Here is a 22,779-nt window from a genome sequence, read left to right as displayed (position 1 = left end):
GGGGCGCTCCGATGGGCGCCCCTGTTATGATCCGTCAGACCAATCTTACGTCATCCCAACATGCCAACAGGCAGCCCAATGCCCGCCCTCATGTTTGGCAAAAGGCGGCGCTTCGCGTTGGCAATGCCCTCCGGCCTTGTCACAGCATTTCCGATACCGACACCCGACCCCATCAAAGGCTAAGGTCTGGGTCGGCAGGGTCTTGGGCGCATTCGCCCCGCCATTGCGGCGATGACTTGGATCGGGCTCCGGCACAGCGGACAACAGCACCTTGGTGTAGGGATGTTCTGGAGCGTCATAGATCATGTCCCGACCTGCCATTTCCACCATATGTCCGCGATGCAGGATTGCGATGTCATGGGAAATATGGCGCACCACGGACAGGTCATGGGCGATGAAAACATAGGTCAGCCCCAACTCCTGTTGCAAATCCTGCATCAGGTTCACCACCTGCGCGCGCACCGACACGTCAAGCGCCGAGACAGGTTCGTCGGCGATGATGAGCTGCGGTTTAAGCGCCAGCGCCCGCGCGATGCCGATGCGTTGACGTTGGCCCCCGGAAAAGCTGTGCGGAAACCGGTCGATGGTCTCCACGGGCAGGTTTACCAAACGCAACAGTTCGACCACCTGATCACGCGCCTCATCAAGAGAGGACACCAGACCATGCACCAGTAAAGGCTCGGCAATGAGTTCAAGCACCTTCATCCGTGGATTGAGGCTGGTGTAGGGATCTTGGAAAATGAGCTGAATATTGCGGGTCAAACGCCGCAGCGCCTCGCCTTTCACAGCCGTGATATCCTTACCCTCGAAAAACACCCGCCCGTTGGACAGGGGCAAGCGGCGCATGATCGCGCGGCCCAGCGTGGACTTGCCGGAACCGGACTCGCCGACAAGGCCAAGCGTCTTTCCACGCGCCAAATCAAAGGTGATATTGTCGAGCGCCTGGACCTTTTTCGGCGGCCCCCAAAGCCCTTCGCGTGGGCCATCGAAAGTCACGCACAGCCCGCGCACCGACAAAATCGGCGACTCGGATGGCACAGGGTGGGCGGGGTTGAACCGGTTGGACAGATCGGTCATCGGGCATGCACCTCCGTGGTTTTGGCCACATCCGCCCAAGCCGGAAGCGACGGCGTCCAGCAGGACACCGATCCGCCCGCAGGCGTCTCTTGCCGTGCGGGTTTGGTATCGCATTGGCGTGACGCCACCGGACAACGCGATTGAAACGCGCAGCCCTTTGGCGGGTGTAATAGACTTGGCGGTGCGCCCTCAATGGAAACGAGCCGATCACGACGATCATCCAAGCGCGGGGTCGAGCGAATGAGGCCTTGGGTATAAGGATGTTCGGCCTGTTCAAACACGGTCGCCGCACTGCCCGCCTCGACAATCGAGCCCGCATACATCACCGCCACCCGCTCACATAGCCCGGCCACGATGCCAAGATCATGGGTGATCAAAACGATGGACAGGCCCATGGACTTTTGCAAATCGGCCAAAAGATCAAGCACTTGCGCCTGAATGGTCACATCAAGCGCTGTGGTGGGTTCATCTGCAATCAAAAGGTCCGGCTCACAAGCGATGGCCAGAGCGATCATCACGCGCTGGCGCATCCCGCCGGAAAACTCATGCGGATATTGCGCCATACGACGGCGCGGTTCGGTGATGCCAACGGCCTCAAGCAACTCAACACCGCGCGCAAAGGCTTGGGGTTTCGAGAGCTTCATATGCCGCCGCAACACCTCGATCAGATGCGCACCGATGGTCATCAGCGGGTTGAGCGAAGTCATCGGATCTTGGAACACCATGGACAGGGACTTGCCGCGCAAAGTGGCTGCCTTCTTTTGCCCCTCCGGCGTCAAAAGCGACTGACCTTTCCAAAGAATATCCCCCGAGACAATAGAACCCGGCAGACCAATAAGCCCCATAATAGCCTGCGCGGTCACGCTTTTGCCGGAGCCACTTTCCCCGACCAGCGCCAAAGTTTCCCCCGGCATGACCGAAAAAGAAACCCCGCGCAGGCCCTGAACGAGGCCCGACATTGTATCGAATTCCACGTGAAGATCGCGGACGTCTAGGATGGGTGTGGGTTGTGCGTATGCCATTTTTTCACTTTCCGATCTGATCTGAGGTCAGGTCTTTTTTGCGCGCCGCATTTTGGCGGCACGGCCACGGGCGTAGCGTTTTTCACGTTCGGCAGGTTCCGTCGTGACCCGCAGCCAGTTGGCGAAAAGGTTGATTGAAAGCACCGTCATCGCGATGCAAAGCCCCGGGAAGGTGATCGGCCACCACGCGATCATCATGTAGTTTTTGCCCCCCGCCACATCGAGGCCCCAGCTCGTCGCGGGGGGTTGCACCCCGAGACCCAGAAATGAAAGCGCCGCTTCGGCCAAGATAATATTGGTGAATTCAAGGATCGCCAGCGTCAGCAGTGGCGAAATCAAGTTTGGCAGGATGTGTTTGAGGATGATCCGCGCGCTTTTGCAGCCGACGACCTCGGCCGCTTCGACAAAGGGCGTTTGGCGCAACGACATCACGATCCCACGCACCACACGAGTGTAAATCATCCAGTTGGAAAAGGCCAAAACGATGATGATCGTCGCGGTCGATGGCCCAATCACAGCAACCAAAAGCAGGGTCAAAAGCAGGCCCGGAAAGGCAACCTGAACATCCACGACCCGCATGATCAACGCATCGGTCAGCCCGCCTTTGTAGCCTGCCACAAGCCCGGCCATGACGCCGAAAGACCCGGCCAGCGCCACAACCGACACGGAGACCAACAAGGACGAGCGCGCGCCAAACAAGAGCCGAGAGAGAATGTCGCGGCCCAGCATGTCCGTGCCAAGCACATAGCCGCTGACGCTGCCCTCCATCCAAATGGGCGGCTTGAGCCGCGCCATCACCGATTGCGCGGCCGGGTCATGGGGCGCAAGCAGAGGCGCAAACACGGCGGCGAGCACCAAAAGGACGAGAAAGGCAAAACCAGCAAAGCCCGCTTTGTCCCGCCACAGCTCTTTGAGAAAGCGCCCAACGGGTGCGAATGACATGAGAGTCCTTTGTGTTGTGGAGGTGTCAGACATCGAGGGTGAGGTGAGTGTCATGGGTCAAGCCTCCTTGATCCGTGGGTCGATCAGCTTAAACAACACATCGAGCCCGATGTTGACCAAGACGATGCCGACCGCGACGACAAAGACGATGGCTTGCAGTAAGAACAGATCGCTGTGATTGATCGCCTTCATCGCGGTAAATCCTAGGCCAGGCCAGGCAAAGACCGTCTCGACCACCACTGTGTACCCCGCCCATGCGCTGATCACTTCCCAGCCAACGAGCGTCAAAACCGGGACAAGCGCGTTGCGCATGGCGTGTTGAAACAGCACCCGGCCAAACGGCATTCCGCGCGCCTTGGCGGTGCGCACATATTGTTGGTTCAACTCGTTGATCACCGAGGACCGCACCAGCATCATGATCCGCGCCATAGACGGCACGGCCAGCGTGAGCGCCGGTAGGATCATATGCGCGAGTGAGCCGGAGCCAAAGGTCGGCACCCAGCCAAGCCCCACCGCAAACACCATGATGAGCAAAAGCCCAAGCCAGAATTGCGGCACGGACAGCCCCGTCAGGCTCAACCCGACAACGATGCGATCAAACAGACCATCGGGACGCACGGCAGCCAAAGCGCCAAGTGGAATACCAACCACCGTTGCCAGCAACAGCCCCACCCCGATCAACTCAAGAGTTTTGGGTAATTTTTCAAGTACCACCTCAAGCGCTGAGCGGCGCTGCCAGAGACTTTCGCCAAAATCGAACCGCATCAGATCGCCCACAAAACTGATGAACTGCGCGTCCATCGGGCGATCCAAGCCGAATTGTTGCTCAAAGGCGGCGCGTTGCGCATCCGTGGCCGACAACGGCAACATCACTTGCGCCGGATCGCCAATCATTCGGGTCGCGACAAACACCACAATCGTTACGCCAAGCACCACAAGGAATCCCTGAAGAGATCGCCTTAATATGAACGTCCCCATGAGTCCGCTCCATTCCTGAAAATTGCGAGGGGCAGAGCCAACCCATGGTCCGCTCTGCCTGTGAGGTTGAAAAATGCCGACCGATCACTCGGTCACAGACATTTCCTTGACCAAAAGTTTGGCGTCGATGCGGGGGGTCCAATTCAACCGCTCGCTAAGGCCATAAACGTCTTCTTGATTGAGCAGCGGTGCCAAGTAATCAAGATCATACGCCTTTTGCGTGATCTCATCATAAAGTGCCGCGCGGGCCTCAACATCGGTTTCCGAGCGGGCGGCCTGAATGGCGGCGGCCATTTCTTCATCGACATTGGAGGCATAGCTTGCACCGAACTCCAAAGCCGCGGTCAGCGGACGATCCGCATCAAGCAACTCGTCGGAATTGGTCACAAAAATCGCGTCAGGACGGCTGTTTTTGTCAAAGAGCTGATTGAGATATTCACCGAATTCCTCGATGCGGATGTCCACATCCAAACCGATTTCCGCCCAGTAAGACCCCACGGCCTCGATCAACTCGCGGTCTTTCAGCCACCGACCAGATTCACCCACGAGGGTGATCTTTTGGCCTGTGGCCCCCGCCTCTTTGATCAGCGCCTTAGCTTGCTCTGGGTCATAGGTGTAGGCGGGCAGGCTGGTGTTAAAGCCAAAGCTTTTCGGGTTCACAAGCTGGCCTTTGACCGGCTGTGCATTGCCGACAAACAGCGCCTCGGCCAAAGCCGCGCGGTCGATTGCAAGGTTCATCGCCTTGCGCACTTTCGGGTCTTGCATCACCGGGTTGGCGGTGGACAGCACCAGCGTAGAGGTCTCAAGCCCCTGCGCGGTGATCGCTTTTGGCACGGCTGCGGCAAATTCCGGGTAGAGGTTGCGGATCACATCCAACTCCCCCGCCATCAACCCCGACAGGCGCGTGCCCGGCTCGCTGACAAAACGGTAGGTGACATCATCAATCTCCGGCGCATCGCCCCAATAGGCATCATTGCGCACCAACGTGATGCTTTCACCGCGTTCCCAATGGGAGATTTCATATGGACCGGTGCCGATGGGCGTCATGCCAAATTCGGGATCTGCGGAATAGCGCGCCGGAACCATTTTCATCCAATACATCCGCGCCGGCAGCACCGGGTCAGGGGATTTGGTGGTGATATGCACGGTCAGATCATCCACCTTAGCGGCGCTTTCAATCGTGCCCAGATAGGCCATTTGTTCCGAATTATAGTCCGGGTTGATGATCCGCAGGACAGAGGTGACAACTGCGTCGGCATTGAACGGCTCGCCGTTGGTAAAGCTGACATCGGGCTTCAGTTTGAATTCCCACGTCAGCGGATCAACCTGTGTCGGCATCTCGAGAGCAAGGCCGGGAACCAGCACGCCATCGGGGGTGCGCTCCAGCAGCGTTTCAAAAATATTGTCAGTGATGGCGCGTTCCGCCCCGTCGTCGCGTTGTTGCGGATCAAGGGTGGTCGGCTCAGACCCGATGGCAATGGTCAGTCCGGCGGCATAAAGCGGGGCGGCGGCGCCTAGAAAAAGCGCGGATAAGAGCGCGCGCGGAAGCGTGGCCCGAAAAGCGGTGCGTGTAAGTGCGTTCATCTTTTTTCCCGTTGGCTAAGGAGGTCATGGCCTGATTGGCTCAGGTGTTTTTTGACGAGTGCCGACATTCCCTCACCAAGCCTAGGAAGCAGTCGAAAAAACTGTCAACGACTTCGTGACAACAAAAAGGCCTTGGGACCATCGGCTTCAACTTTCGCACAAATATTGTGCAAATTTATTGCACTTCAGGCCCCAAACGCCCGCAACAGAATACGAAACTCGAGTCATGAACGCGAGAAAATCGAAAATCTGTATCCAATATTGCAGTGCAGCAGAATCGGATGGCAGAGTCTCACCAAGCGTCGCACGGAGCGCCCCCAGACACGCATCGGGGCATATTTCTATGAAAATAACGAAATATCGCGCAGCGCAGCGATGAGAAATGCGCATATTTCGATCAAACCCGCCCGCAGCGGGAAAATTAACAAAATCACTTGTCAGTCATTTTAGTATACCATATACAAAAATTCGAGTTTAGGCATTCCCATCCCTCAAACTCCAAGATACGCCGCACAAAAGCGCCGCACAGTGAATGACAGATCCCGCATGACCGCGCCCCGCCAAACGCGTCGGGCGGTTCTTTCAAGCCGGACAAACACAGCGGCCCTGCGCAACGAAAGATATGACTGATCCAATGAAACGCACCCTCCTTATCACCGGCGCGGCAAGCGGCATCGGCGCGGCCATCGCCCGGCGGTCTGCCGGTCCTGACACCGCCCTCCTCTTACACACCGGTAAAAACGCCGATGCCCTTGAGGCGGTCGCCCAAGACTGTCGAACGGCAGGTTCGGAGGTTGTTTTGGAACTCGGCGATCTCGCCATTCCCGCCACATGCACCCGTCTGATCACCGCCGCCAAATCCGCGTTCGGACAGATTGATCAGATCGTCAGCAACGCAGGCAAGGCCTCAAAAGCGCCTTTTGGCAGCTTCACCCATGATGATTTGATGCGCGACTTAGCAATGATGCCCGGCGCATTTGCTCTTTTGGTATCAGAGGCCCTCAGCGACCTTGAACGCTCTCCCTGCGGTCGTGTCATCGCTATCAGCTCGTTCGTCGCCCATGTGCATGGCAAAGCGGGTACAAGTTTTCCCACCACCTCCGCCGCAAAGGCCGCCATTGAAGCCTTGGTTGGCGCGCTCGCGCTGCAACTTGCGCCCACGGGGACCACAGTGAATGCGGTGGTGCCGGGCTTCACCCGCAAACAAGGCGGGGGCCATCTCGCGGTGTCACCAGACACGCTGTCTGCCGCCATGGCCGCCACCCCCACCGGGCGGCTCACCGAACCCAGTGACATCGCTGCAACCGTCGCTTTCTTGCTGTCCCCAGAAGCCCGCCAGATCACCGGCGCGACCGTGCATGTCGATGGCGGTTTAACCCTAGGCTGATCCAGACCATGACCGACATCCCCCTCTACCTCGAACTGGCCGCCGTGCTCATCGCCACCGGCTTCATTGCGGGCATTATCGCCGGGCTTTTGGGTCTCGGTGGCGGCATTGTCCTTGTCCCCGCCTTTTATTTTCTTTTTTCCTCAATGGGATACGAGAGCGCGCATCTGATGCAGGTCTGCGTTGCCACGTCGTTGGCCACCATTGTCGTCACCTCTTTGCGCTCGGTTCAATCGCATCGCAAACGCGGCACGGTTGATATGGATATCCTGAAAACATGGGCCCCCGGCATCGTGATCGGCGCGGTGATCGGGGCTTTTGTCGCCACCCGGCTGTCCTCGCACATCCTGTTGGGCATTTTCGGTGTTTTGGGCATGATCGTTTCGGCCCAAATGGCCTTTGGTGGCCCCAAAGAGACCGGAACCGAACGCCTGCCGCGCGAACCGTTTCGCTCGGCTTTGAGTTCGGCCATCGGATTTTTGTCGGTGCTCATGGGCATTGGCGGCGGCTCTTTTGGGGTGCCAGTCCTAACCCTTTCGGGCCTCACGATGCACCGCGCGGTCGGCACGGCGGCGGGCTTTGGCCTGTTGATCGCGCTGCCATCTTCGGTGAGTTTTGCACTGCATGGCTGGGCGCTTGAGGGCAAGCCGCCCTTTTCGCTGGGCCTCATCAACCTCCCGGCCTTTGCCGCCACGATTTCGATGACGCTGATCTCCGCTCCAATGGGCGTGGCTTTGGCGCATCGGCTTCCAGCGAAAAAGCTCAAACGCATTTTCGCCGTCTTCCTGTTGATCACGGCGGGGCGGATGTTGATGAAAGCCTTTTCGATGTGACCAATGGCGGTCGGGCGTCACGCAATGGTCACGCCCATCCCACCCAAAATGCGCCGTACCGTGCCCACGGCAGAGCGCGGCGTATAGGCCCCGCTCACCCCGCCCAGGGACTGCGATGCGACGCGGATGTCCCATTCAAGCCCCTGTCCCTCAACGTGAATATGATGTTCCATTGTCTTTTTACCCGGCTCAGCCACCACCCGGCTGATCGTGCGATCAAAGCCAAGCCCGGCCAGTGCGACGGCGGCATGCACGTTCACATTGCGCGGGAATGTGAGACAGGCCTCACGCGCCGTGCCTTCAAAAACCGCGCCCTCCGCCGTCTCAGACAGGCCAAGGCTCGGCCCGCTTTTGACCGTCGTGATGCTGACGCGCTCAATCACATCGCGCCCATCGGCCAAGCCGTCCAGCGCCAGAACGGCACCATGAGGAACAAAAAACCGCGTGCCGTGTGTGGCACAGGCCGCGCGCAGCGCCTGCTCAGTTTGCAGCACGGACAGCGCGGTACAGCTAAAGCCACACAGATCGCTTTTGGCCAAGATCGCCGCGCCGTGATCATGGATCACCTCTGGCACGGCGGCTTCGATCACCAAGTCCACATCGCGCGCCAGCGCCTGCGCCATATCCGTCAGGATCAGCGCTTCAGGAACCCCTTCTGGCTGACGCCGCCCGGCCAGCACATAGGACACCTCAACCCCCGCCATCTCGGCCAAGGCCTCGTAGATGGCACAGCCGATTTTACCCGCACCAATGATGCCAATTTTACGCTGTGGAGCACTGTGATGTTCGGTCATGAAAGCGGGCCTTTTGGTCAGGAGGAAAGCTCACCAAAACAACCATTAAAATGATTTTTTGTAAATAAAAAACAATGCCTTAAATCACATTTATCACCCCTAAATCCACCACGGACTTAGGGGCAAAACGGCTGGCAAAACGCCCTGCTTCGCTATTGAGACAGGGCCACTGGCCCCTGATCCTCATAGACATCTCCCGGCCCCGGATTGGCCGCATTTGAAGCACCGCCAAAGTGGGTCATGATGCCCCAAACCGCGTTCAAAGCGGTCTGAACCGCGCCTTCGACCCATGCCGGGGTCCAGCTCACACTGTCGCCCGCAAGGAACATTCCGCGATGCGCAGCGGGGTGACCCGCCTGCATGAAATGACCATAGACGCGACGATTGTACCGATAATGCCCCGGCAATGCGCCTTTGAACGCTCCAAGGAAATTCTCATCCGCCTCCCAACTGATGCATTTCGGCACACCCCGGATATGAGAAGCAATATCCACGCCGGGATAGATTTTTTCCAAGGCGTTCAACGCCAAATCAACCCGTTTTTCATCCGACAACGGCAAGAGTTTCAACGCATCCGTCATCCACGAATACGACAAGCAGATTACCCCCGGCGCGTCCGGCCCATTGTCAAAGAAATAGGTGCCCCGTGTGATCCGGTCGGTCAACGTCATCGACAACACAGGCCGCCCTGTCGCGGCGTCCATGTCGGTCCAAAACGGCCGATCCACCATCACGAATGTCTTCGCCGCCTGCATGTAGCGCGTGCGGTCGAGCGCCATCCAGAGCGGTTGGGCAAACAGGTCTTCTTCGACGTCAATCGCCGTGGTCAAAAGGTGGCTCTGGCAGGTTGCGAGCACCGCCTCATAGGCGACTTCGTTGTCCCATTGGTCGCGCACCGTGAAGGATGTGTCAGACGCTGCACGCGAAATATGCGTCACCCGTGACCGGGTCGCACCACCATGCAGAGAGGCCAGAGAGGTGCCCTCCGGCCAATGCGCGCAGGGCGGCGTGGCGGTCCATAGACGGCGCAAAACATTCTCAACCCCGCCGACCACATAGCGTTGATCGTCGTCAAAGCCCAAAAGATTAACCCGCAGGATTTCAAGCATGGAATTGGGGAAATCTGAATCCCAACCGCCAGTCCCAAATCCCACTTGGCCAAAGACCTCGCGATGGCGAAAGCTCAGATTTTGAAAGGCCTGCGAGCTTGTGACAAAGTCATAAAATGTGCGCTCATCCCAGGCCTCGACGATCGGGTCCCAGAGGGCTTTGACCCGCGCTGCATCCTTGTCCCGAATGGCCGCTTGCAGCTCGCCAAAGCCAACCCCTTGCTCCAAAGCATCGCTATAGGCCACCGCAATTTCGCGATACATATCGGGCAAATCATTGAGATCGCGCGCGAAAAGCGTTTCTCCTTCAAGGTCGATCACGGTGGACCCTGCGGCCTTGGTCAGCGGATTTGGAAAGGGTTTTGTTTGTAACCCCATGAGGTTCAGGTAGTGATAGAAGCTCGCGGACGAGATCGGAAACCGCATCCCACCCATCTCCGCAATCACATCCTGGGTGCCATCAAACACCTCAGAGCGGAGCCGCCCGCCAAATCGAGAGGCCTCATAAATCACTGGACGCAGCCCTAATTTCATCAATTCATAGGCCGCAATCACGCCAGCCGCGCCAGCGCCGATGATGGCCACCTGCGCACCATGACTGTCGCGCGGTACGGCCCCCAACCCCGCCGGATGGGCGAGCCAATCATCGTAGGCAAAGGTAAAATCAGGACCAAAAGCGGTCAGAGGTTTGGAGGATGTCATCGGGTCTCTCTTTGTCTCAATGGAAATGTCTCAAGGAAAGCGGGTCGGTGAAAAAGACGTTAGGTCGCAAGCCGGGGGACGTCCAGCGACCAAATCCGCAACCAATGCTGCGGTCATCGGAGCGGAGGCAAGGCCGATATGGCCGTGCCCAAAGGCGTAAACCACGTCTTTGGACCGGGTGGATCGACCGATCACGGGCTTGCCGTCTGGCGTCGAGGGACGATTGCCCTGCCAACGCGTAACCTGTGAATCTGTCACCCCTGACAGAGCCGGGTAGCTCCGCGTCAGATGCTCAAAAAGGATCTCGGCCCGCGCCCAATTTGGCGGTGCATCTGGCGCGGCGAGTTCCACCTGCCCGGCGGCGCGCAGGCCACCACGCGTGGTGACATTGGCCATTTTTCCATCCTGTGGCATGATCGGAATGTCGAGTGTGAACGGAGCCTCACGAAGTTCGACATGATAGCCGCGCTCGGCGGCCAAAGGCACCGGGTCTCCCAACGACGCGGCCAGTGGGACGGAGGCCAGACCCGCCGCAATCACCGCCAGATCACAGGCCATATCGCCATCGTCACAGCGCAGCCCGCGCAACTGCCCTGCGGGCAGATCAAACCCAATCACACGGTCCCGCCGAAGCACCGCGCCCTGCCCGGTCAACCAGTCGGCAAGCCCGGCGACATAGCCGCCGGGATCGGTGCAATGCGCCCCGTCTTTGATCAGGACGCCAAACCGATAGGCAGGGTCAAGCGCGGGGGCGGCGCGGCGCAAAGCCTCGCCCTCAACCTCAACCATCACCACGCCATTGTCGCGTCGAAGCTCCCACCCGAACGCCTCCGCCTCATACGCTGCCCGCTCGCGAAAGGCGTAAAGGAGCCCGTTTTGCACGATCAAACCCGACAGACCCGCACGCGCAGCAAGGTCGATATGGCGCTGCGGCGCATCCGCGAGCAGGCCAGAAAGAGCGCGCGCCGTGCGCGAAACCTTGTCGCCGGTCGCCCCGGCCCTGAGAAAGCGCACAAGCCACGGCGTCAACGCGGGCAGATCACGCCAGCGGATGGTCAACGCCCCGCGTCGATCGGCCAGCATTCTCGGCACCTTACGCCACAGGCCGGGCTGCGACATCGGCAGGATCGACGCCGGGCTGATAAACGCGCCGTTGCCGTAGCTGGCGGCATGGGGCGCGCCGGGCGGTGCCGGGTCTATCACCGTCACACGATGCCCCTCTTGCAAAAGTGCTGCGGCGACACTGATGCCAACAATTCCGGCACCGATGACGGCGATATGTTTGCCCTGCGGCTGTATCATGACAGCTCCGTTTGACATGAGAAATGCTGTGATTGGGGCCGCTCGCCTGTCGCAAGGTTCAAAGCCTGACATGACAATGACACAGGATATAGAAAAGAAAATGGTTGAAATATGCATTCTGGCATGACTTTTACTCATGACGATCTTCAACGCATTTTTTTCAAAAGGATCGCGCCTTTGCGCCGTTTCATCCCCTCCCTCTCCGCGCTGGAATGCTTTGATCTGGCCGCGCGACATCGTAGCTTTACCCGCGCTGCCGAAGACCTTGGCCTCACACAAAGCGGGGTGAGCCGACAGATCAGCGCGCTGGAGCAGTTTCTTGGGGTGCGCCTGTTTCAACGGATTGGATCACGGCTGGTGCTGACCGAGGTCGGGGTGCAGTATTGGCGCGAGATTGACCCGCTTTTGGCTAGGTTAGAAAAGGCGGCGCTGGATGCCGTGCGCGGGCAAAGGCGTGAAGAGGCTTTGATCCTTCGGACCAGCCCAGGGTTTGCCGCGCGTTGGCTTTTGCCCAGGCTCGGTGGATTTCTCGCCGCCCATCCAGAGGTTATTTTGGAGGTGATCGAGGCGGAAGGGGCCAGTGATTTCACCACATCCCCCGCCGATCTGGCCATTGTACGTGGCACTGGGGCGGCCGCAGATGTGCGCAGTGATTGGCTTTGCGCCGAAACCCTGACTGTCGTCGCCGCCCCCAAACTGATCGCGCCCAGCGCGTCTTTGGATCACCTCGATTTCGCTCGCCTCCCCACGCTGCAAAACGCGACCCGCCCGAGTCTTTGGATGACATGGCTGCGCCTCTCAGGCACCGCACACAGCGGCGCGATCCGAGGTGTGCGGCTGGGCCACAGTGGCCTGCTGATCCCTGCGGCCTGTGCTGGGCTTGGTCTGGCCGTGGTGCCGCGATTTTACGTCGAAGAAGACCTTCGCCAAGGGCGACTTTGGGAGCCATTTGGGCCAGCGGTGACCTCTCCCGAGAGCTATTGGATTTTGCGACCTGAAGAACGCGCGCATCACCCGCAGATCATGGACTGCGTCACTTGGCTCAAACGCGAAATGAGGCGCCCAAATGCGGGAGCCCCCTCTCTTTAGACGCGCTCGACACGACATATCAACCGCCCCTAAGACAGCTGAAGCGTGGCGCTTGGATCAACCATCACCTTGCATTGGGTCGTACGTTGACGCAGCGCCTCAAAGGCAGCAGGCATCTCGGCGAGCGTCACCGTGTCCGAAATCAAATGCTGTGGTGCATAGGTTCCGGCATCCAACGCGCGGATCGCCATTTCGAACTCTGACATGTTGAAAAACACCGACATCACGATCTCGACCTCTTTGGAGATGGCGCGAAAGCTGTTCATGTGATCGGGGGCCGTGCACAGCCCCAACACAACGACCTTGCCCCGAGGCGCGACAAGGTCGACACAATGGTCAATCAGCCCCGGTTTGCCAACGCATTCAAACACCATCTCTGGCGACCCGCCACAGGCTTGGGTCAACTTGTGCGCAAGATCGGGGTCTGAGATAATGAAATCCGTCGCGCCAAGCTGCATCGCCCGGTCCCGTTGGTGATCGTGCATGTCGACCACAACAACGCGGCTCGCACCCATGCGCCGCGCCCAAAACGCCACGGCAAGGCCAATGGCCCCGGCCCCAACGATCGCCACGGTCGCACCCGGCCTCATCTTGGCCCGCATGATCCCATGCAGCGCCACCCCCAAAGGTTCAGCCAACGCGCCATCCGCAGCAGAAATACCCCAAGGCAATTTGCGGCACTGCAGTTCATCCAACGCCGCATATTCGGCAAAGCCGCCGCCGATGAGAGCGAATTGCGCACACCACGCCGGTTCGCCGCGCAGGCACGCGGGACAGGTGCCGCAGCCTTTGAGCGGAGCGGCGGAGACGTGATCGCCGGGTTTGAGGTGGGTCACACCCGCGCCCACGTCGATCACTTCGCCCGAAAACTCATGACCAATCACCTCGCCGCCCTGAAGGCCAAAGGTGGCGTCTTCGGTCATGTGCAAATCCGAGCCACAGATGCCACATCGGCAGACTTTGAGCAGCACTTGCCCACGCCCTGCCTCAGGCTTTGCCACTTCATTGAGGCAAAGCGGTTGGCCCAGAGCCTTGAAAACGGCGGCTTTCATGGCTTTTCCTCCACGATCAATTTACGCCGAACCGGGAACCAGGCGTGATCTCCCCATTTTTGTATGAGGCCCCAGACCCCGCCCCGCGCGTAGAGCGCAATCACCAAGGTGAGCAGGCCCAGCACGATCAAATAGGCCGAGCCGAATTCGCCAAACAGGCGGTCGGCGAGAAAGTAGATCAACGCGCCGATCAACACGCCCTCAATCGCACCAATGCCACCCACCATGACGATGAAAATCGACATCGAGCCCCAAAACGGATCAAAACCCGCCGACGGTGTGATCCTGAGCTGCGCCATATAATAGATCGCCCCGGCAAAGCCTGTGCCAACCGCAGCCGCGATAAAGATATAGAACCGCAGCCGACCGACATTGACGCCTTGGCTGGCGGCGGCCACCGGATTGTCACGCATCGCCGTCAATGCAAGCCCAATGCGAGAGCGTAACAACCAATAGCTGCCGCCAATGGTGGTGAGCAACAGGAGCGCACAGAGCAGGACAAAACCAACCTCGCGCTCATGCTGGCTATATTGGGTCATCACCCGCAAGGTCAGACCCGCCCCCGCATTGACATAATCAATGTTCGAGGTCGCCAGTCGCACCGCTTCGGCCACGACCCATGTGCCGATGGCAAAATAAGGCCCGTCCAGACGCCGCAGCAACAGATAGGTCGGCACCGCCAAGATCGCAGGCGCGATGAGCGACAGCAGCACAGCAACAAAAGGGTTTACGCCAAAATTCTGCGCCAGAACGAAAAGCAGATAGCCCGAGACGCCGATAAAGGCCTGTTGGCCGACGGAGACCAGCCCGGCATAGCCCGCCAGCAGGTTCCACATCTGCGCAATGGCGATGTAGCACGACAGTTCAATGGCCCAGCGGATGTTGCCCGAACTCGCCCACCACGGCATGGCAACAAGCGCCACAAGAAGGGCGAGGCACAGCGTCATGGCGATCCGGCTGGATCGGGTCGCGCGGACGACCTCGGTGTGATGTGGTTTAGATGTCATGTGTCCCTGCCTCATTTTTTGCGCGCCATGATGCCTTCGGGCCGTGTGGCCAGCACCGCGAGAAAGACGAGATGTCCGAAAAGAATGCCCAAGCCCGGATCAATCCGAAGACCGATGGCTTGCGCCACGCCAAGCACCATTGCGCCCAAGAAGGCGCCCCAGACCGAGCCCATGCCGCCGATGATCACCGCTTCAAACGCGTAGATCAACTGGGCTGAGCCATCAGACGGCGACACCGTGGCGCGCAATGCGGCAAACACGGCGGCCAGCCCCAGAATGCCAACGGCAATGGCCGTGGCGATGGCATAAATCCGTTTGGGGTCGACCCCGGTCATCGCAGCGGCTTCAGTATCGGCAGCGGCAGCGCGCAGGCCGCGACCAAAGCGCGAAAACCGCAGCACCGCATCCAAACCACCGGTCAGCACGAGAGCCGTGATCAAAACGATCACCGGCAAGAGCCCGACATAGATCGAACCGATCTGAAAACTTGCGCTGGCGATGTCGGAATTGGGCAGGCTGCGCGTGTCCGCCGACCAGAGTTCCAACATGAAATTCTGTAAAGCGATGGACAGGCCGAAGGTGGCGATGAGAGACGGCAAAGGATCGGCACCGACCACTTTGTTGAGGATGAATTTTTGTAAAACCCACCCGATCACCACCGCGATTGGCACGATCACAACGATCAGCCCAAGGTTGCCAAAAGGCAGCACCCCAGCCAGTGAGACGGCGATGAGTGACAAGAGGATCATCACATCGCCATGGGCGATATTGACGATCCGCATCACGCCAAACATCAACGCCATGCCCAGCGCATATTGCGCATACATTCCGCCCAAAAGGACGCCTTGGATCACTGCATCAAGCCACTGCATGAGACGCTCCAAAATAAGCCGCGGCGATGGCGTCGCGGGGGATGTCCTGTGAGACGCCGGTCAATGTGATGCGTCCTTCGAGCATACAATACAGGCGATTTGAGGCCTCCCGCGCGAGGCCAACGTCTTGTTCGACCAGTACGATGGCGGTGCCAGAGGCGCTGATTTCGGGGAGGATTTCATAAATTTCACGGATCACTTTGGGCGCAAGGCCTAGACTGATCTCATCGCACAACAGCACCTTCGGCTGGCACAAAAGCGCGCGCGAAATCGCTACCATTTGCTGTTGTCCACCGGACAGATCCTCGATCGGCTGCCGCCGCTTTTCGCGCAGGATCGGGAACAGATCGAACAGGTGCTCGCGGGTCCATGGCCCCTCGCCTTCGGGCAGGCGCGCATTGTCAATCGCGATGCGCAGGTTTTCCTCGACCGTCATGCCAACAAAAAGCCGTCGACCTTCGGGCACCATGGCAATGCCACGCCGGACCATCATATGGGCGGGTGTGCCCCCACCGGCTGACCTTCAAAGCGCACCATGTCGCGCGCGACGGGCAAAAGCCCGAAAATGGATTTCAGAAACGTCGATTTCCCGGCCCCGTTCGCACCGATCAGGGCAACGACCTCGCCCGGTGCAAGATGCATGTCTATGCCGAACAATGCCTGAAAATCGCCATAGCCTCCTGTGAGGCCATGCGTCGATAAAATGGCTGTGTCACTCATGCTTCGATCCCCATGTAAACGCGCTGCACCTCGGCGTCTTGCATGACGGCGTCCGGGGTGCCTTCGGCGATTTTGACGCCAAAGTTGAGCACCATGACCCGGTTTGCCACCGCCATGAGCGCATGCAGCACATGTTCAATCCAAATGATGGTCACGCCTTGGTCGCGCACCCGGCGCACCAAATCGACCAGCTCGGCCCCTTCCGCTTCGGTCAAACCGCCCGCGATCTCGTCAAGCAGCAAAAGTTTGGGCCGCCCCGCAAGCGCGCGCGCCAGTTCAAGCCGTTTGCGGTTCAACAACGTCAGGCTGCCTGCCGCCGTGTTGGCATAGGGCAACAGCCCACAGTCGCGCAGCACCTCCGCGCAATGGTCATTGGCCTCCGCTTCGCTCATCCGGGCGCTCATCATCGCCGGAACCAACAGGTTTTCAAACGCAGTCATCGCACCAAAGGGTTGCGGCACCTGATAGGTGCGCCCGATCCCGCGTTTGCAGCGCTTGAACGGTGGTTCGGCCCGTAGCGGAGAGCCATCCAGAGACAGCTCCCCGCTATTCGCGGCCAAATCGCCACTGATCAGGTTGAACAACGTGGTTTTCCCTGCGCCATTTGGCCCAAGAATGCCCAGCACCTCACCGCGGCCGACGTCAAAACTGACGTCTTCCACCACGGTGAGCGCGCCGAAACGCTTGGTCAGCCCTTTCGCTGACAAAATCGCCTGATCTGTCATGGCTGCGCCTTACGACCAGTCCAGCGGAAGCATCGCCGCCTCGGGGTGCAGAACATCCGGGTTGAGGGAGCTGTCGACGATTTTAAGGTCAAACGGCCATGTTTCCCCCTTGACCCATTGGCCACCAAAGATCGGCGTTTTACAGATGTTCGGGTGCGGGCCATCGCCAAAGCGGATGGTGCCGACAAGCGTGTCGAGATCGGTGGATTTGAGCGCATCGCGGTTGGCCGCCCGGTCCAACGGGTCCTCAGAGCGTTTGAGGGTGTCGAGGACGACCTCCCAGAGCGCATGCGCATAGCCCAAAGGTTGGGTCCATTGATTGCCGGTCTCCGCCTCCCAAGCATCTGCAATATCGCGGCTGGTTTGGCCGGTCAGCGAAGAGATGTAAGGGAAGGCAGGCGTCCACCAGACTTCCGAGGACATCCCCACGCCCAAATCCCCCATCGCCTCGATCCCGGAGGGGAACAAGAGGGCTGCGGCCACAGTCACCACTTTGGGGTGGTAGTTTTGTTGGTTGCACTGGGTGATAAAGGTTTTGAGATCCGCGACATAGGTGATGCCGCCGACGATTTCGCAGTTGTTGTTTTTGAACTCTGCAATCTGGGCGGAAAAATCATTGGTGCGCGGTTCAAACATCGACGGCGCGAAGGCCTCAAACCCTGCGGCACGCACGGCAGGCGGCAGACCGTATTCGTCACTCCCCCATGTTTCACCATCAGCGTTGCGCGGGAACAGCATCCCGACCTTGCCGTTGGTGTCGATGGATTTCCACATGCCGGTGAACGTGCCCAACACATCCTCAAGCCCCCAAAAGAAGTGATAGGTCCAATCAAACGGCTGTTCAGCCCCGCCACGCGGCATGACAAAAGCCTGCCAGGGCGAGTTCGACGAAATACAGGGCACGCCGTAGAGTTCGCACTGATCTGCGGTCGGGTTGTTGATGTCCGTGGCCGAGGCAGGCAACATAAAATGCACCTCGTCATTGAGGATCAAATCACCGGCAAGTTCAGCGGCTTTGTTGGGGTTCGATTGCGCATCCCGCAACAGGATTTCGACATTATAGGTCTCACCGCCGATCTCGATCCCGTCTTTGACCAGATCCATGATCTTGGTGACGGTGTAATCATCAGTGTCGCCAAACAGAGACAGCGGTCCGGTCATCGGGCTGATCACCCCGATCTTGATGGTCTTTGCCCCCTTCGCCCGCGCCGCATGCGGCAATGCGATGGTGGCGGCTGTCACGGCGCCGAGGCCTTTCAGCAGGCTGCGGCGGTCAAGATGGCTGTGCGGATGAATGTTCAGTGTCATGTTAGGTCCTCCCTTAATTTTTATGCATCACGAGGCTCCTCCAAGCCTGTGGTCGTGACGCCTGTGCTGTGTCGTGCTGTGTGGCGAGCGGCCCCTGCGGGCCGCGGGCCTTGGTCAGTCGAGTTCTGGCGCGGGACGCAGGATCAGCCCGCCGTCGATCACCATTTGTGATCCGGTGACATAGCCTGAGGCATTCGAAGCCAGATAAAGCGCCAGTGGTTTGATCTCATCGGTCTCGGCCACGCGGCCCAGACAGGACCAGCGCACGAAAGCCTGACGATCCTCGACATTCGCCATGCGTCCACCAGCGATATTGGTGATGAATGGCCCCGGACAGATCGCATTGACGCGGATGCCATAGCGGCCAAGTTCCATCGCCAACTGTTTGACCAGATGGCTGACCCCAGCCTTTGCGGGCATGTAGGGCGTGCCGACGATGCCATCGACATAAAAGGCCGCGATCGACGAGGTGGCGATGATCGACCCGCCGCGTCCTTGCCGTTTCATATGCCGGGCGGCGAGTTTCATCGTGTAGTAGATCGAGGTCAGATTGATCCCGATCACCTTATCCCAATGGGCGTCATCAAGATTGTCGATCTCACCGTCCGGGTTGCGGTGGCCTTCGGGGGTCAAGAACCCCGGCCCGGCATCCACACCCGCATTGGCAAACACCACGTCGATGCCGCCCTGACGCACTGAGACGGCATCAAACACCGCATCCATCGCCGCACGATCCGTGACATCGCCCCTCTCGGCGTGGACTGTGCCCCGTGGGTCCGAGGCAGCGATCTCCGCCACGGTACGCGCAAGCTGATCTGCGTTGAGATCAAGCAAAGTCACATGCGCACCCTGCGCCACCATGATTTCGGCATAGGCCCGGCCCAGACCAAAGGCGGCCCCGGTCACAAGGACGGATTTGCCCGCCACATCGAACATGTTCTCCAAAGACATGCGGTCTCCTCCCTTCGGTCCCGCAGGATCAGATGAACATATCTTTGTTGATCTCTAGGCCATTGGCCTCACAGTGATTGACGTAATGGTCGATGAACCAAAACACATCCGCTGTGAAATCATACTTGGCCTCATCATCAAAAAATTCGATGGCCCCGTTGATCCAAAACAGCGCTTTCATGCCGTTGGGATCATCGGAATAAAGCGTGTGCGCCGTGCCCGGCAATTCATAAACAAAATCGCCCGGACGAGAGATCCAGTCGTATTCGTAGTAGCCCCAAGACCCCTCAAGCGTGACCGCCGAGACGACACCGCGGTGTTTGTGCGTGCCGATCCGTCCGCCGCCTTTTACCCAAAGAATATTGGCCACCGAATTGCTGCGCACATCAAAGGCCAGGTGTTTGATCGCGGCACTGTCGCCAAACGGCACCCAAGGGTTATTTTTGTCATCTCCCGGGATGAACGCCCCCTCTTTGCCAAAGCGATTGATCATCGCCTCATGCGGCTCTGGCGGCAGTTTCGTGATAAGGTTTTGCTGTGTCATAGGTCCTCCCTTTCGCCCGTTTTTCAGGGCAGCACTCAACAGATCGGTCGGGAGGATTTGCGTCAAAGCAAATAATTTACGCCGCTTTGCAGCACGGGCAAATTGCGTGGAAATTGCGATTTGTCTCATAGGGTTACCCGCAATAAAAACTTAGTTTTGCGCCAGAATGTCGCAGCCTTTCTGTAGCGCAGATTAATTATATGGTGAAATGACTTCATTATTTGCGTAATATCTCGTCATGAAAACATCAGATGACGAAGAACAACTCCTCCACCGCGGGGGCCGCCCGACCTTAGCGGACCTGATCGACACGCTTGAGTTTAGCCCGTCGAAAGGCGCGATTGAGCTGCATGGTGCGCGGATGGTGCTGTCGCGCGCGACCTTTGGCGCCGACCTTCAGGACGAATTGGTCCGCCGGTTTGGCGAACACGAGGCCAAGGTGTTGATGATGCGCCTGGGCTATCGCAACGGCCGCGAGGATGCGGAATTCATTCGCCAAGGCTGGCCGAATCTGGACATTGGCGACGCGTTCACCGCCGGAACTCGGCTGCATATGGTGACGGGCACAGTGCGGGTGGAGACCCTGCACAACGACTTTGATTTCAAAACGGATCGCTTTTCCGGTGATTTCCTGTGGCATCAATCTGTCGAAGCCCTCGAATACCAACGCCGCCACGGGCGCGCACTTGCCCCGGTGTGTTGGGCCCAAACCGGCTATGCGGCAGGTTACGCCAGCGTCTTTTTTCGCAAACTCGTGCTCTACAAAGAGGTGAGCTGTGCGGCGATGGGCGACAAATCCTGCCGCGTGGTGGGCAAGACCGTAGATGGATGGGGCAAAGACGACCCGTTTGTGCGGATGTTCCTGGATGAGGTCTTGGTCAACCGGGCCGAAATGCCCTCGCGCCTCCGCAAGACTGCGGGCAAGACCGCGCCGATGGACAGCGCAGGCTTGGAAGATCGGGTTGTCGCGCCGGTACGTCACACATTGGAAAAAATCGCGCACGCTGGGTTGAACGCGTTGATCACAGGACCAGAAGGGGCGGGTTGCCGCCTTGCCGCCGCCTGGCTCCATGTCGCGCGGTCTGGTCACGGCAAGACCCACCGCTGTCACGCCACATCGCCACAGCTGCCCGCGCTTTTGGACAGCCTGCGCCAAACCATATCCGCCCCCGGCGCACGCGGGCAGACGCTGATCATTGAGGGGATCGAGGCGCTGACGGACGATCTTCAGGTGGCGCTGATCGACATGATCAAAACCGATGGCGTTCCCCCCGAAGCCCTTCTTCTTGTCGGGCTATCGCACCTGCCGCTGCGGCTGTTGCGGCGCGATACGGGGCTGCGATCTGAGTTGATATACGCGCTCTCTGTCTTGCCCGTCGCGATGCCGCCACTGTCCGCGCGACCGGATGACCTTGCCGATCTGGCTGCGTGCTATCTGGCCCAGATGCGCCCCAAACCGGGGCTTGAGGTGCTGTCGCTCACCGAAGAGGCGAAGGCCTTCATCCGCACCGCCGCCTGGCCCGGAAACCTGCCTGAATTGCGTGCGACGCTGATACGCGCCGCGCTCTGTGCCGACGCGCCGCCTGTCATTGACCGTGAGGATCTCGACATGGCGCGGCTTGATCCGCAGCCCCCGGCACTGTTGCAGGGCGGGGATAATTTTTCTGAGCTTTGGGATCAGCTTGTGCCACTCTTTGAGGCCGGGATCGGCGTAGACACATTGGTGTCGCGGATCGAACAGCGGGCGGTGGCCGAGGCAGATGGCAATGTCTCCGCCGCCGCGCGCCTATTGGGCCTGAGCCGTCCGAAATTGGATTACCGGCTCAAAAACCCGGTCTGACTATGCGTAATTACATCCCGCGCGCGCTTTGCACCACCAGATCGCGCAGCCATTTGTGCATCCGCGAGGCGTGGGTGCGCGCGGTCCAAACCATCTGAATTTGCACCGGCGTTGACACCGGACAGCGCGCGATAAAAAGCCCCGTCCCAAGTTTGCGCGACAGGCGCTCGGGCACAGTGGCGACAAGTTCGGTGCCTTTGATCAGGCTTTGAATGCCCGCCGGGCTAGGGGTGCGCATCGCAATCGAAATCTCGTGGCCTTCTTGCTCCAGCGTCTGCATATAGCCTGATTTCCATTTGCCGCCGTAGGTGATGTAGACATGAGCGAGGGGCAGGTAGTCCTCCATCGTCAGCGCCGCTTTGGCTTTGGGATGGGTCGGGTCCATCATGCAAACATAATGGTCCTCATAGAGCGTGCGCGTATAAAACGCGGCCCCAAGTTGGACGAAGGGGCCGATCAACAAATCCGCCTCCATCCGCAACAGTTTATCATGGCCAAGATAGGAGGAATCGATGATCTCGATTTTGAGGTTCGGTGCTTCGGCGCGGATCAGATGGGCCAGATGCGGGATGATCAATTCGCGCTCATAGTAGTTGCAGGCGATGGTCACCGTCTGGGTGCTTTCTTTCGGGTCGAAATCGCGGGTGGCGGTCAGTTGGGAAAACCGCTCTAACAATTGACCCGCCTCCGCCACCACCTCTTCGCAGCGCTGGGTCGCGATCAACCGACGCGCCTCACGCACGAACAGTGGATCGTCGAACACGCCCCTGAGCTTGTCGATGGTGTAGCTCACAACCGATTGATTCATCTCAAGATCTTCGGCGGCGCGGGTGAATGAGCCAAAGCGGTAGACCCGGATCAACACATCCAGGGCGCGAAAATCTGTGGCGAGGATGTCGATGGTCTTGCTCACGTCACGCTCCTTGGGGTCATGTGGGGCC

The 22,779-nt window shown here is 59.1% G+C and carries 22 protein-coding genes; 4 read left to right on the top strand and 18 right to left on the bottom strand.

Annotated features, from left to right (window positions below; translation table 11 throughout):
* Window positions 1–45: 45 nt before the first annotated feature.
* The 5 genes from DA792_RS19935 to DA792_RS19915 form a co-directional block, all read right to left on the bottom strand.
* Window positions 46–1,077 carry an ABC transporter ATP-binding protein gene (locus DA792_RS19935; protein WP_107722332.1) on the bottom strand — a complete coding sequence of 344 codons (1,032 nt, stop codon included), beginning with the start codon at window positions 1,075–1,077 and terminating at the stop codon, window positions 46–48.
* Window positions 1,074–2,099, bottom strand: coding sequence for an ABC transporter ATP-binding protein (locus DA792_RS19930; protein ID WP_107722331.1), 1,026 nt, complete (start codon window positions 2,097–2,099; stop codon window positions 1,074–1,076). Before DA792_RS19930 ends, DA792_RS19935 begins: the two co-directional genes overlap by 4 nt.
* A gap of 27 nt (window positions 2,100–2,126) precedes the next feature.
* A complete protein-coding gene (locus DA792_RS19925) occupies window positions 2,127–3,041 on the bottom strand; it encodes an ABC transporter permease (RefSeq protein ID WP_254679326.1) in 915 nt (304 codons plus the stop codon).
* 57 nt (window positions 3,042–3,098) lie between these two features.
* A complete protein-coding gene (locus DA792_RS19920) occupies window positions 3,099–4,019 on the bottom strand; it encodes an ABC transporter permease (protein WP_254679325.1) in 921 nt (306 codons plus the stop codon).
* A gap of 84 nt (window positions 4,020–4,103) precedes the next feature.
* The gene (locus DA792_RS19915; RefSeq protein WP_107722328.1) at window positions 4,104–5,603 is read right to left on the bottom strand and encodes an ABC transporter substrate-binding protein; all 1,500 of its coding nucleotides are present in this window, start codon (window positions 5,601–5,603) and stop codon (window positions 4,104–4,106) included.
* A gap of 634 nt (window positions 5,604–6,237) precedes the next feature.
* On the opposite strand from DA792_RS19915, the gene DA792_RS19910 reads away from it, so the two are divergent.
* Window positions 6,238–6,990, top strand: a complete 753-nt coding sequence (locus DA792_RS19910) for an SDR family NAD(P)-dependent oxidoreductase (protein ID WP_199908096.1) — start codon at window positions 6,238–6,240, stop codon at window positions 6,988–6,990.
* 8 nt (window positions 6,991–6,998) lie between these two features.
* Window positions 6,999–7,823 carry a sulfite exporter TauE/SafE family protein gene (locus DA792_RS19905; protein ID WP_107722326.1) on the top strand — a complete coding sequence of 275 codons (825 nt, stop codon included), beginning with the start codon at window positions 6,999–7,001 and terminating at the stop codon, window positions 7,821–7,823.
* Window positions 7,824–7,840: 17 nt separating this feature from the next.
* On the opposite strand, the gene DA792_RS19900 is transcribed toward DA792_RS19905, so the two are convergent.
* From DA792_RS19900 to DA792_RS19890, 3 genes are all read right to left on the bottom strand, one after another.
* Window positions 7,841–8,617, bottom strand: coding sequence for an aspartate dehydrogenase domain-containing protein (locus tag DA792_RS19900; RefSeq protein ID WP_107722325.1), 777 nt, complete (start codon window positions 8,615–8,617; stop codon window positions 7,841–7,843).
* 152 nt (window positions 8,618–8,769) lie between these two features.
* Window positions 8,770–10,428: a flavin monoamine oxidase family protein gene (locus tag DA792_RS19895; protein WP_107722324.1), complete on the bottom strand. Its 1,659-nt coding sequence runs from the start codon at window positions 10,426–10,428 to the stop codon at window positions 8,770–8,772.
* A 30-nt stretch (window positions 10,429–10,458) separates the two neighbouring features.
* Complete coding sequence (locus DA792_RS19890; RefSeq protein WP_107722323.1) at window positions 10,459–11,730, bottom strand: NAD(P)/FAD-dependent oxidoreductase; 1,272 nt, start codon at window positions 11,728–11,730, stop codon at window positions 10,459–10,461.
* 177 nt (window positions 11,731–11,907) lie between these two features.
* Between DA792_RS19890 and DA792_RS19885 the strand changes: the two genes are divergently transcribed.
* Window positions 11,908–12,819 carry a LysR substrate-binding domain-containing protein gene (locus DA792_RS19885; protein WP_107722799.1) on the top strand — a complete coding sequence of 304 codons (912 nt, stop codon included), beginning with the start codon at window positions 11,908–11,910 and terminating at the stop codon, window positions 12,817–12,819.
* Window positions 12,820–12,848: 29 nt separating this feature from the next.
* Here DA792_RS19885 and DA792_RS19880 read toward each other — a convergent pair whose 3' ends face one another.
* From DA792_RS19880 to DA792_RS19845, 9 genes are all read right to left on the bottom strand, one after another.
* Window positions 12,849–13,871, bottom strand: a complete 1,023-nt coding sequence (locus DA792_RS19880) for a zinc-dependent alcohol dehydrogenase (protein ID WP_107722322.1) — start codon at window positions 13,869–13,871, stop codon at window positions 12,849–12,851.
* Entirely contained in the window at window positions 13,868–14,878 is a 1,011-nt protein-coding gene (locus DA792_RS19875) for a branched-chain amino acid ABC transporter permease (protein ID WP_107722321.1), read from the bottom strand. The genes DA792_RS19880 and DA792_RS19875 overlap by 4 nt, the downstream gene beginning before the upstream one ends.
* A gap of 11 nt (window positions 14,879–14,889) precedes the next feature.
* Window positions 14,890–15,750 (bottom strand): branched-chain amino acid ABC transporter permease, encoded by an 861-nt coding sequence (locus DA792_RS19870; RefSeq protein ID WP_107722798.1) that lies wholly within the window; start codon window positions 15,748–15,750, stop codon window positions 14,890–14,892.
* The gene (locus DA792_RS19865; RefSeq protein ID WP_368074488.1) at window positions 15,737–16,243 is read right to left on the bottom strand and encodes an ABC transporter ATP-binding protein; all 507 of its coding nucleotides are present in this window, start codon (window positions 16,241–16,243) and stop codon (window positions 15,737–15,739) included. The genes DA792_RS19870 and DA792_RS19865 overlap by 14 nt, the downstream gene beginning before the upstream one ends.
* A complete protein-coding gene (locus DA792_RS23345; protein ID WP_368074487.1) occupies window positions 16,240–16,470 on the bottom strand; it encodes an ATP-binding cassette domain-containing protein in 231 nt (76 codons plus the stop codon). The genes DA792_RS19865 and DA792_RS23345 overlap by 4 nt, the downstream gene beginning before the upstream one ends.
* A complete protein-coding gene (locus DA792_RS19860) occupies window positions 16,467–17,195 on the bottom strand; it encodes an ABC transporter ATP-binding protein (protein ID WP_107722320.1) in 729 nt (242 codons plus the stop codon). Before DA792_RS19860 ends, DA792_RS23345 begins: the two co-directional genes overlap by 4 nt.
* Before the next feature lie 9 nt (window positions 17,196–17,204).
* Window positions 17,205–18,503: an ABC transporter substrate-binding protein gene (locus DA792_RS19855; protein ID WP_107722319.1), complete on the bottom strand. Its 1,299-nt coding sequence runs from the start codon at window positions 18,501–18,503 to the stop codon at window positions 17,205–17,207.
* A 114-nt stretch (window positions 18,504–18,617) separates the two neighbouring features.
* On the bottom strand, window positions 18,618–19,454 hold the full coding sequence (locus DA792_RS19850; RefSeq protein ID WP_107722318.1) for an SDR family NAD(P)-dependent oxidoreductase: 837 nt from the start codon (window positions 19,452–19,454) through the stop codon (window positions 18,618–18,620).
* A gap of 28 nt (window positions 19,455–19,482) precedes the next feature.
* On the bottom strand, window positions 19,483–19,998 hold the full coding sequence (locus tag DA792_RS19845) for a 2,4'-dihydroxyacetophenone dioxygenase family protein (RefSeq protein ID WP_107722317.1): 516 nt from the start codon (window positions 19,996–19,998) through the stop codon (window positions 19,483–19,485).
* A 238-nt stretch (window positions 19,999–20,236) separates the two neighbouring features.
* On the opposite strand from DA792_RS19845, the gene DA792_RS19840 reads away from it, so the two are divergent.
* On the top strand, window positions 20,237–21,838 hold the full coding sequence (locus DA792_RS19840) for a XylR N-terminal domain-containing protein (RefSeq protein ID WP_107722316.1): 1,602 nt from the start codon (window positions 20,237–20,239) through the stop codon (window positions 21,836–21,838).
* A gap of 10 nt (window positions 21,839–21,848) precedes the next feature.
* Here the strand turns inward: DA792_RS19840 and DA792_RS19835 are convergent, their stop codons facing one another.
* Window positions 21,849–22,751 (bottom strand): LysR family transcriptional regulator, encoded by a 903-nt coding sequence (locus tag DA792_RS19835; protein ID WP_107722315.1) that lies wholly within the window; start codon window positions 22,749–22,751, stop codon window positions 21,849–21,851.
* Between the last annotated feature and the right edge of the window lie 28 nt (window positions 22,752–22,779).

This window comes from Celeribacter baekdonensis, assembly GCF_003047105.1.
GTDB lineage: Bacteria > Pseudomonadota > Alphaproteobacteria > Rhodobacterales > Rhodobacteraceae > Celeribacter > Celeribacter baekdonensis_B.
The sequence above is the reverse complement of the archived record's forward strand: the minus strand, read 5'-3'. Positions and strand labels throughout refer to the sequence as shown.

Coding starts and splice junctions, on each gene's coding strand:
- DA792_RS19865 (WP_368074488.1), bottom strand. CDS start 16,243: ATGATGGTCCGGCGTGGCATTGCCATGGTGCCCGAAGGTCGACGGCTT.
- DA792_RS19935 (WP_107722332.1), bottom strand. CDS start 1,077: ATGACCGATCTGTCCAACCGGTTCAACCCCGCCCACCCTGTGCCATCC.
- DA792_RS19870 (WP_107722798.1), bottom strand. CDS start 15,750: ATGCAGTGGCTTGATGCAGTGATCCAAGGCGTCCTTTTGGGCGGAATG.
- DA792_RS19930 (WP_107722331.1), bottom strand. CDS start 2,099: ATGGCATACGCACAACCCACACCCATCCTAGACGTCCGCGATCTTCAC.
- DA792_RS19840 (WP_107722316.1), top strand. CDS start 20,237: ATGAAAACATCAGATGACGAAGAACAACTCCTCCACCGCGGGGGCCGC.
- DA792_RS19855 (WP_107722319.1), bottom strand. CDS start 18,503: ATGACACTGAACATTCATCCGCACAGCCATCTTGACCGCCGCAGCCTG.
- DA792_RS19850 (WP_107722318.1), bottom strand. CDS start 19,454: ATGTCTTTGGAGAACATGTTCGATGTGGCGGGCAAATCCGTCCTTGTG.
- DA792_RS19880 (WP_107722322.1), bottom strand. CDS start 13,871: ATGAAAGCCGCCGTTTTCAAGGCTCTGGGCCAACCGCTTTGCCTCAAT.
- DA792_RS19895 (WP_107722324.1), bottom strand. CDS start 10,428: ATGACATCCTCCAAACCTCTGACCGCTTTTGGTCCTGATTTTACCTTT.
- DA792_RS19915 (WP_107722328.1), bottom strand. CDS start 5,603: ATGAACGCACTTACACGCACCGCTTTTCGGGCCACGCTTCCGCGCGCG.
- DA792_RS19910 (WP_199908096.1), top strand. CDS start 6,238: ATGAAACGCACCCTCCTTATCACCGGCGCGGCAAGCGGCATCGGCGCG.
- DA792_RS19900 (WP_107722325.1), bottom strand. CDS start 8,617: ATGACCGAACATCACAGTGCTCCACAGCGTAAAATTGGCATCATTGGT.
- DA792_RS19875 (WP_107722321.1), bottom strand. CDS start 14,878: ATGACATCTAAACCACATCACACCGAGGTCGTCCGCGCGACCCGATCC.
- DA792_RS19845 (WP_107722317.1), bottom strand. CDS start 19,998: ATGACACAGCAAAACCTTATCACGAAACTGCCGCCAGAGCCGCATGAG.
- DA792_RS23345 (WP_368074487.1), bottom strand. CDS start 16,470: ATGAGTGACACAGCCATTTTATCGACGCATGGCCTCACAGGAGGCTAT.
- DA792_RS19920 (WP_254679325.1), bottom strand. CDS start 4,019: ATGGGGACGTTCATATTAAGGCGATCTCTTCAGGGATTCCTTGTGGTG.
- DA792_RS19860 (WP_107722320.1), bottom strand. CDS start 17,195: ATGACAGATCAGGCGATTTTGTCAGCGAAAGGGCTGACCAAGCGTTTC.
- DA792_RS19890 (WP_107722323.1), bottom strand. CDS start 11,730: ATGATACAGCCGCAGGGCAAACATATCGCCGTCATCGGTGCCGGAATT.
- DA792_RS19925 (WP_254679326.1), bottom strand. CDS start 3,041: ATGTCATTCGCACCCGTTGGGCGCTTTCTCAAAGAGCTGTGGCGGGAC.
- DA792_RS19905 (WP_107722326.1), top strand. CDS start 6,999: ATGACCGACATCCCCCTCTACCTCGAACTGGCCGCCGTGCTCATCGCC.